Origin of the sequence: Clostridium sp. ATCC 25772, from assembly GCF_001573875.1 — a bacterium.
Taxonomy (GTDB): Bacteria; Bacillota; Clostridia; order Clostridiales; family Clostridiaceae; genus Clostridium_J; species Clostridium_J senegalense.
The window spans coordinates 1-5,892 of sequence record NZ_LFRG01000082.1 but is presented as its reverse complement, the minus strand read 5'-3'; the positions used below and the strand labels follow the sequence as shown (position 1 = coordinate 5,892).

At 25.1% G+C, this 5,892-nt stretch carries 9 protein-coding genes and 1 pseudogene; all 10 read left to right on the top strand.

The features are described 5' to 3' along the window. Window positions 1-240 precede the first annotated feature (240 nt). A complete protein-coding gene (locus AZI32_RS16575; RefSeq protein WP_061997012.1) occupies window positions 241-1,074 on the top strand; it encodes a type II CAAX endopeptidase family protein in 834 nt (277 codons plus the stop codon). Between the two features lie 102 nt (window positions 1,075-1,176). Further along, entirely contained in the window at window positions 1,177-1,617 is a 441-nt protein-coding gene (locus AZI32_RS16570) for a hypothetical protein (protein WP_061997011.1), read from the top strand. 492 nt (window positions 1,618-2,109) lie between these two features. Beyond that, window positions 2,110-2,403, top strand: a complete 294-nt coding sequence (locus AZI32_RS16565) for a hypothetical protein (protein ID WP_061997009.1) — start codon at window positions 2,110-2,112, stop codon at window positions 2,401-2,403. Between the two features lie 308 nt (window positions 2,404-2,711). Beyond that, window positions 2,712-2,843 (top strand): hypothetical protein, encoded by a 132-nt coding sequence (locus tag AZI32_RS19080; protein WP_275934995.1) that lies wholly within the window; start codon window positions 2,712-2,714, stop codon window positions 2,841-2,843. Then, window positions 2,801-3,013, top strand: a complete 213-nt coding sequence (locus tag AZI32_RS16560; protein WP_061997008.1) for a hypothetical protein — start codon at window positions 2,801-2,803, stop codon at window positions 3,011-3,013. Before AZI32_RS19080 ends, AZI32_RS16560 begins: the two co-directional genes overlap by 43 nt. An 83-nt stretch (window positions 3,014-3,096) precedes the next feature. Beyond that, the gene (locus AZI32_RS18550; protein WP_157450960.1) at window positions 3,097-3,246 is read left to right on the top strand and encodes a hypothetical protein; all 150 of its coding nucleotides are present in this window, start codon (window positions 3,097-3,099) and stop codon (window positions 3,244-3,246) included. An 11-nt stretch (window positions 3,247-3,257) separates the two neighbouring features. Next, window positions 3,258-3,695 (top strand): HI0074 family nucleotidyltransferase substrate-binding subunit, encoded by a 438-nt coding sequence (locus tag AZI32_RS16555; RefSeq protein ID WP_061997006.1) that lies wholly within the window; start codon window positions 3,258-3,260, stop codon window positions 3,693-3,695. A 1-nt stretch (window position 3,696) separates the two neighbouring features. Then, complete coding sequence (locus tag AZI32_RS16550) at window positions 3,697-3,987, top strand: nucleotidyltransferase domain-containing protein (protein WP_061997002.1); 291 nt, start codon at window positions 3,697-3,699, stop codon at window positions 3,985-3,987. Next, window positions 3,984-4,154, top strand: coding sequence for a hypothetical protein (locus AZI32_RS18545; protein ID WP_157450959.1), 171 nt, complete (start codon window positions 3,984-3,986; stop codon window positions 4,152-4,154). The genes AZI32_RS16550 and AZI32_RS18545 overlap by 4 nt, the downstream gene beginning before the upstream one ends. 157 nt (window positions 4,155-4,311) lie before the next feature. Further along, window positions 4,312-5,640, top strand: a pseudogene (gene brxL, locus AZI32_RS16545) (protease Lon-related BREX system protein BrxL); the annotation flags it as partial. Window positions 5,641-5,892 lie beyond the last annotated feature (252 nt).

Genomic DNA, 5,892 nt, shown 5'->3' with positions numbered 1-5,892 from the left:
AGAGTTCCGACTCTTTTTTATGTTTTTTAAAAGAAATTAGCAAGTTTATTCAGTTTTATATTACTTTTAAATTTAATTATAAATAAAGAAAAACAAACAGTAAGTATCTATTTTATTAGTTTGGTTTTACATATATTAATAGCATAGTAAATTTATTTACATATAAAGAAAAAATTTACAATAAGAATAATAATTGTTAAAATTAATTATATAAAAAATATAATTAAAGGGGTTGGGCTTATGAAAGAATCAAGAGAAGTAGGAGTACTAAGGTTAATAGGCTATTATGTTTTGTCAAGTATTATAGCATCAATAACTGTAAGAGTGTTAGAGAATTTATTAGATTGTAAATTAGAAAGTAGAATTATAGGTATAACAATTCAACTTCTTACAATAACATTTATATTATGTTATGAAAGAGTAAGTAAAGAAAAATTCAAAAGCAATATAAAAGAAATAAAAGAAAAAAATACGATAAAAGAAATAGCAATTCTTTTAATCTTTTTATATATCTTTTCTTTGGCTTCAATATATATACTTGTTGCAATATTTTATAAAATTAGTCCTCAGAAATTAACTAACTTAATAAATGAACAAAATTTTAAAATAGACACAACAACCCAATTATTTATTGTATCAATCTATACTGTAATAATAGTACCTATATTTGAAGAATTAGTTTTTAGAAAAATTATATTTAAAAGGTTTTCTAAGAACATTGGAATATTATTAGCAGCAACTATATCATCTATAATGTTCGGTATGCTTCACTGTAAATTAAGTGTAATTCATGCTACAGTTTTTGGATTTATAATTTGCATACTATATGAAAAGTATAATAATATATTAATTCCAATATTATTGCATAGTCTTAATAACTTAGTACCGGCGTCTATGAGCACTTTAAGTTTTTACAAAGGAACATTATATATGCCTGTAAATGTAGATTTAAAAAATGATTTAGTTTTAAGTATAATAGCTTTTATCATAAGTTCAATATTTTTAGGAATGTATGTATATAAGAATAAAGAATATTTAAAGGACAAAAGTATAATAGTAGAAAAAGTTGCTTAGAAAATATATAAAGTTGGAGGAATTTATGAAATTAAAATTAGCAAAAGTAAATATTAACTTAAAAGGAGAATTAAATTAGTTTTGTAAAATGAGGTAGCAATTATGAAGAAAAAAGTATTTATAATAATTTCAGTAGCAATAATTTTGATTTATTTATTCTATCCAGATACTCTATCATCTAAAATTAATTTAGAAAAATTATCTCAGACAGGTAATTTAAAATTAGAATTTATTCATAGAAATAATATATTAGAAGATGGAGATGTAACGATTATATCTAATCAAAATGACATTAATAAATTTATAGATTTAATATCTAATTATAAATGTATTCGAGATGTAGTTCTTACTAAAAAATTAGATAAAGTAGAAACTTATAATATTAATTTTAGAATTAATGATGAAATTGTAGGTTCCATGTATTTTAGTGAAAGTTATGTATATTTAAATATAGAGGATTCAATAATAAAAAGAAAAAGATATATTATGCTTGATTATATAGACTTTAAACTTTTAAATGAATTCGTGGAATCATTGAAATAAGTAAATTTAAGTAGGAAAAGTTCTATATCATCATAAAAAGGTCATAATTAATTTTATGGCCTTTTTATAACAATAAAATAATGAAAAAATATGATAAATTGATTATGAATTTAATATTAGATATTGCTTTTATAAGTTTGGTAGGAAAAATATATAGGTTAAATTTTGAATTTATATTACCATAAGTTAAAATATAATTATATTGTTTAAAAAATTATTATTATTAGATGTAATTACAATTAAAAAATAATTGAAAAAATTGTTAAACTTACAATTAGTAAAGAGGTGGTAGCAATTTGAAAAATAATTTTATTGATAAAACAGAATTAATAGTGTTTTTAGTAACACAGGATTTATAGTTAGATTATGAGGTAGTTGTCAAAAAAATTATCAGAAGAAAATCAGAAAAAACAAGAAAAATAGTATACACATTTCAAAAAAGACAAATATAAAGCACTAGGGCACTTAGGGGTTAATGAAAAAGAAGACTGGATGTCACCTACTATAACTGTTCTGTTTATATTTACACTTTCAACACAATCAGATATTGAATTTGTCAGGGAAGAGGCTAACTTAACTTTGTCAGAATATGAAGTTGAAGATATTAAGAAAATATTCCATTTTCAATTGGAATGGAATTTATTAATAATCATTGGATTAAATTTGTTTGGTCGAAAATTAATGAAGTATATAAAAGAAATATCTAATTACAATGGAACGGTTAAAGAGTTTTTATTAGAACGAAATACTAATATAAATAAACTACCATTAAGCTTATACTCTTAAAACTTATCAAATCAAAACTATTCTTAAAATGGATTTAATAATATTATGTAAAATAGTATTCAAAATTGAAATTGTGTTATAATAATAAAAAATAGGAATAGTTCAAATTTAAAGGCGATGATTATTATAAAAAATGATAATTATTATAGAGCATTTCAGTTAATAGACATGTATTAACAGTAGGGGAAATTTAGGATGGAAATAAAGTAAAAGGATTATTTGAAAAGAATATTGATATAGATATTAACGGTGTTATTAAAATAGGAAAAGTTGATGATGAAAATATAAAACAAGAACTAGAGGAGTATGTGGTTACTAATGAACTAAGAGGACATATAGATAAATTTTTTGAAGCATATAAAGAAGGGGTAATAAGTAATATAGATAATATGAGTGTTTGGCTTCAAGGTTTTTTGGTAGTGGCAAATCACATCTTTTAAAAATATTATTTTATCTAGAAGTTTTTGAAACTTTAGATGTATATGATTTTAAAGAAAAAATTAAGAAAAATATAATTGAAGAGTTTGATAACCTTTATAATAGAGTTGAAAGTGCAAACAGTTTTGCTATACTTTCCTCAATGTCAGACCTTTCAGAAAAGGTTAAGTAAAGTGGATTAAGGAAATAATAACAACAACTAAGTCACCATCATATAAGGTAGATCCTGTACCAGAGGTTGTCATTAAAACTAAAATGTTAAGTATGAGAGAGTTTGTAAAAGAACAAAAAACTATAAAGAATAATGAGGATATAGATGCTGTTGTGGAAAGTTTAAGAAGAAAGTTAAAGGAAGAATTAGAGAAAGATACTATCATAAGTTTGATTTTAAATAAAAAATTCTAGGAGCGATTAAGATGAATGGAATATTAGATAAATATGATGAATCAATTAATTTAACTTATAATTACACATATAGGATGCTTACACATTTAAAAAATATAAGAGATAACTATAGAAATTTGGAAAATGCAGATGATATAACATTAGAAGTGTATAGGGATTCTATAATAAAAAAATATGAAACTTTAGAGGATTTAACGTGGAAGTTGCTATCTAAAATTTTTAAGGCTGATGGGCTTGAAATAAATAGTCCAAGAGGTTGCTATAAACATGCTTTCAAAGAGGGATTAATAGAAGATATGATTGTTTGGAATGATATATTACTTGCAAGAAATTCAACTGCTCATATATATGATGAAAGTGATTATGAAGCAATAAAAAATGACATAATAGAGAAATATATAGGAGCTATAGAAAACCTTTTAAATAAAATATCAATGGAGAAGTTATAATATGTATGGTATAGAAGAAAAAGTATATAAAAAGTTAACTTCATATTTTGAAAACAATAAATATATAAAAAAAATTGTGTTATTTGGGTCAAGAGCAAAGGGCACATATAATTATAATTCTGATATAGACCTTGGAATTTTATGTGATAAAAAGTATAAAGGTACTATAGCACAGGATTTAGATGAAATTGTAGGAGTATATTCTCTAGATATTGTTTTTTTAGATAGTATGAATGAAGAAATAAAATTACAAATAGAGAGAGATGGAATAGAAATTTATAAAAATCTATGATAAGTAAAGTAGGGATTAAAGTAGATGAAAGTAAGATAAAATCATTTGCAGTTTGGGCAAGAAGAAACTTAATTGCAGCAGTTAGTGAAAAGGCAAGTGGAATAGATACAGATTATATTTATCTAGTTTGGAAGGATTATAAGACTAGGAAAAGATATTATAGTTAGAGAATTATCTAAAAATGGCAAGTATGAATTTAAATATAAAATTGAAAATGGGTTTTAACCACTTATAGCATTTCCAAATATAAATGAAGTATATAAAAATTATGATATATTTCCTGTTTTTTTAAGTAGATTACCAGATAAGAGAAGAAAATATGTAAAAGAAATATCTCCTAACTCAATATTAGTATCAGGTGGTCAAACAACTGTTGCAAATCTTTTCTATAATATGTCTCAAAGAAAAATTGGGCTTGTGGTTATGTGGGATACTGTAGCTTTTGATGAAGTGGCAGGAATAACATTTAAAGATAAAGATGGTATTCAAATAATGAAAGATTATATGGCTTCTGGTTCATTTGCGAGAGGTAAAGAAGAGAAGGCAGCCTCTGCATCTATGGTGTTTGTGGGAAATATAAATCAAAGTGTAGATGTGCTTTTGAAAACATCTCATTTATTTGAACCATTCCCAGAGGCTATGGCTTATGATTCAGCTTTCTTTGATAGAATGCATTTTTACTTACCAGGATGGGAAATACCAAAAATGAGACCAGAGCTTATAACAAATAGTTTTGGATTTATAACGGATTATCTTTCAGAATACTTAAGAGATATGCGAAAAAGAACTTATGGAGACACTATTGATAAATACTTTAAATTAGGCAACAATTTAAATCAAAGGGATGTTATAGCAGTTAGAAAAACAGTATCAGGTCTTGTTAAACTTTTATATCCTCAAGGAGAATATGAAAAAGAAGATGTAGAAGAAGTATTAAAATATGCTTTAGTTGGAAGAAGAAGAGTAAAAGAGCAATTAAAGAAAATTGGTGGAATGGAATTTTATGATGTTCATTTTTCTTACATAGATAATGAAACCATGGAAGAAAATTTTACCTCAGTTCCAGAACAAGGATCAGGTTCATTAATACCAGAAGGAGCATCAAAGGCAGGTCATGTTTATACTATTGGTATAGGTGATTCTGGAATGATAGGTGTTTATAAACTTGAAACGGAAGTAGTATCAGGGAATGGTAAGTTTGAAAAAACAGGAGTAGGTTCTTATAGAGAGGCAAAGGAAAGCATTGAAACGGCATTTAGATATTTTAAGGCCAATAGCAAAAATATAAGTGCATCTATATCAACTACTCAAAAAGATTATTTAATGCATGTACAAGATGTAAATGGAGTTGGAATGACTTCAAGTTTGTCATTAGCAACGATAATAGCAATGTGTTCAGGGGCACTTATGAAACCAGTGCAAAGCCAATTAGTAGTATTAGGTTCTGTAAGTATAGGTGGAACAGTAAATAAGGTAGAAGATTTTGCAAATACATTACAAGTTTGTTTTGATGCAGGGGCAAAGAAAATTTTACTACCAATGGTAAATGCAGCAGACATAGGAACAGTCCCACCAGAATTGTTTGCTAAATTTCAAATAATGTTTTATAGCACAGCAGAAGATGCTATATTTAAAGCATTGGGAGTTATATAGGGTTCCAAGTTGACTTTAAAATTTATGTACTTATCAAATGAGAAAATTTAAGATTAATATTATACTAATAGTTGACAGATTATTTTAGTTAAAAGTTAAAAGTGAATAGTGAACAGTTGTAGTTATTACTACTCACTTCATTCCTAGTAATTCTAAACGTATCTTTTTATAAATTTGCAAAGCAAATTATATTGATATATTTTTTAAAATCATTTTCAGAAAGTGGTTGCCACTTTCATCCTAAATTCTTAA